This is a genomic window from Paenibacillus forsythiae T98 (genome assembly GCF_000520735.1).
GTDB lineage: Bacteria > Bacillota > Bacilli > Paenibacillales > Paenibacillaceae > Paenibacillus_AQ > Paenibacillus_AQ forsythiae.
Genome location: NZ_ASSC01000867.1, coordinates 1 through 1,942, shown reverse-complemented (window position 1 = coordinate 1,942; position 1,942 = coordinate 1). Strand labels below are relative to the sequence as shown.

Below are 1,942 nucleotides of genomic sequence, written 5' to 3'. Positions count from 1 at the left end.
CGCCGGAGGAAGCCGAAGCGAGGCTTACGGCGGTTCGGGGCATCGGCCCCTGGACCGCCCAATATGTAAGGATGCGCTGCCTGCGCGACGCCTCGTCTTTTCCTATCGGGGATGTCGGCCTGCACAATGCCGTTAAATCCGCGCTTGGACTGGACCGGAAGCCGACGCTTCCCGAGCTTGGGGAACTGTTCGCGGGCTGGCGGGGCTGGGAGGCGTACGCGACCTTTTTCTTATGGAGGGTGCTGTATTGATCGAGGAAGAGAGCGAATCGGAAAAACAAATAAACTTCGGCTAAGGCCGAAGCTTGAGGGTGCCCGCGTGATACTCTGGCTCACTGTTTGGACTGAATGGGGCTGGTGTTGGCTACCGCAGGGAGCAGTTTCTCGCCTTTTTCCATCGGTGAGTGACACATGGAGCAGGTGGGCTGCACTAAAAAGACAAAATTGTCCCTCATCCAACCGTTGCAGCTTTCGTTCGTGCAGGACCATATAGCCGTGAGTTCTTCCGGAATATCATTCAGAGTCCTTTTCCGTGAATAGTACAAGAAGCATCCCTCTTTCTCTCCCGGAATTATGCAGCGAAAAAACAAACGCCCCAAACGCTAGGTTCGGGGCGTACTTGCGGATTTACAGTTTAACTACGTTCTCGGCTTGCGGACCGCGGTTGCCTTGAACGATATTGAACTCAACGCGTTGACCTTCGTCAAGAGTCTTGAAGCCTTCGCTGACGATTGCGCTGAAATGCACGAATACGTCGCTGCCGCCTTCAACTTCGATAAAGCCAAAGCCTTTGTCTGCGTTAAACCATTTTACTGTTCCTGTTTCCATTGTAGAAAACCTCCTTATTTTTGAACATGACCTTATTATTTACTTAAAAATAAAAAATCACATATTGCACAGGGTTAAGCGCTCAAAATCATAACCTTCTGCAATATGTGAGTTCAGGTCAAAATTCCAATGAAATAATCATATCATACTCCGAGGACGGATGCAACTCAGGTTTAAACTTGGATTAAATACTTCTATAACAATCCATGGGTGGCCGGATATGTTTAATCCAGCCACGCCTCCTTCAGCACCCTGATGCCGTCGTCGATGCGTTCTTGCCGGACAGCAATGCCGTTTCTCCTAAATGGCGTTGTACCGACCGAATGACGGCATCGTGCTTGCGCCCGTAGAGCAGGCGTACCCGGCGCAGATGCCTGCCAAAATGTCCCCGCTCCATAAAATCATGCAGCGCCATCTGATTCAGCCTGGAAGCCGAGTGCTCCAGGTACAGCTCGTTCTTCAGGCGGTGATAAGCCGGAAGGAGAGCTTGGGGCAGAACCATATAATGCAGGCAGAGCGCAGGCGACACAGACTGCGGGAAGCTGCCCATATACACGACGGGGCTGTGATCCGTCAGTCCCTGCATGGAAGGAACGGGCCTTCCGTGATAGCGGAATTCACCGTCGTAGTCATCCTCGATCAGGATGCTGCCGCTGTTCATTGCCCAGTCCAGCAGCCGCATCCGACGCGCAATCGGCATCGTCATCCCGCAGGGAAATTGGTGAGAAGGCGAGACATACAGGACTTGCGCCCCGCTCCCGATCAGGTGCTCCACATTCAAGCCGTCCTCGTCCAGCGGCAGCGGAAAGGTGCGAAATCCGTGTCTTTGAAAGGTGGGAGGTACCAGATGGTATCCGGGGTCCTCGAACCCAGACTGTCCGAACGCTCGCGAAGCATCAGGGCGAGCAGGGAGGACAGCGTATACTGATCGCCGCCGGGAATGTTGCCGTTCATAATTTCCCGCTTGAGGAATTCGTAGAGCTGAATATAGAGAGGTTCGCTTCCGGGATCATTCAGGCCGGAAAAGATCAGCATGTCTTTTCTCCTTCATCTGTCCTTTGAAATTTATCAGAATAGGCGAGAAGACCCCTTCCTCTGCAGGCAGGGGATGAATC

Annotated in this window: 5 protein-coding genes; 1 reads left to right on the top strand and 4 read right to left on the bottom strand. The window is 52.9% G+C overall.

Features of this window, described 5'->3' with window-relative positions; translation table 11 throughout:
• A partial coding sequence (locus tag L692_RS33305; protein ID WP_036725786.1) for a DNA-3-methyladenine glycosylase family protein occupies window positions 1-251 on the top strand: 251 nt, incomplete at its 5' end.
• 80 nt (window positions 252-331) lie between these two features.
• Here the strand turns inward: L692_RS33305 and L692_RS31510 are convergent.
• From L692_RS31510 to L692_RS30900, 4 genes are all read right to left on the bottom strand, one after another.
• On the bottom strand, window positions 332-544 hold the full coding sequence (locus tag L692_RS31510) for a cold-shock protein (RefSeq protein WP_084463412.1): 213 nt from the start codon (window positions 542-544) through the stop codon (window positions 332-334).
• A gap of 82 nt (window positions 545-626) precedes the next feature.
• Window positions 627-827, bottom strand: a complete 201-nt coding sequence (locus L692_RS0126210) for a cold-shock protein (RefSeq protein WP_025332779.1) — start codon at window positions 825-827, stop codon at window positions 627-629.
• Between the two features lie 244 nt (window positions 828-1,071).
• Window positions 1,072-1,608: an aminotransferase-like domain-containing protein gene (locus tag L692_RS30335; RefSeq protein ID WP_051503595.1), complete on the bottom strand. Its 537-nt coding sequence runs from the start codon at window positions 1,606-1,608 to the stop codon at window positions 1,072-1,074.
• A complete protein-coding gene (locus L692_RS30900; protein ID WP_051503594.1) occupies window positions 1,605-1,862 on the bottom strand; it encodes a GntR family transcriptional regulator in 258 nt (85 codons plus the stop codon). The genes L692_RS30335 and L692_RS30900 overlap by 4 nt, the downstream gene beginning before the upstream one ends.
• Between the last annotated feature and the right edge of the window lie 80 nt (window positions 1,863-1,942).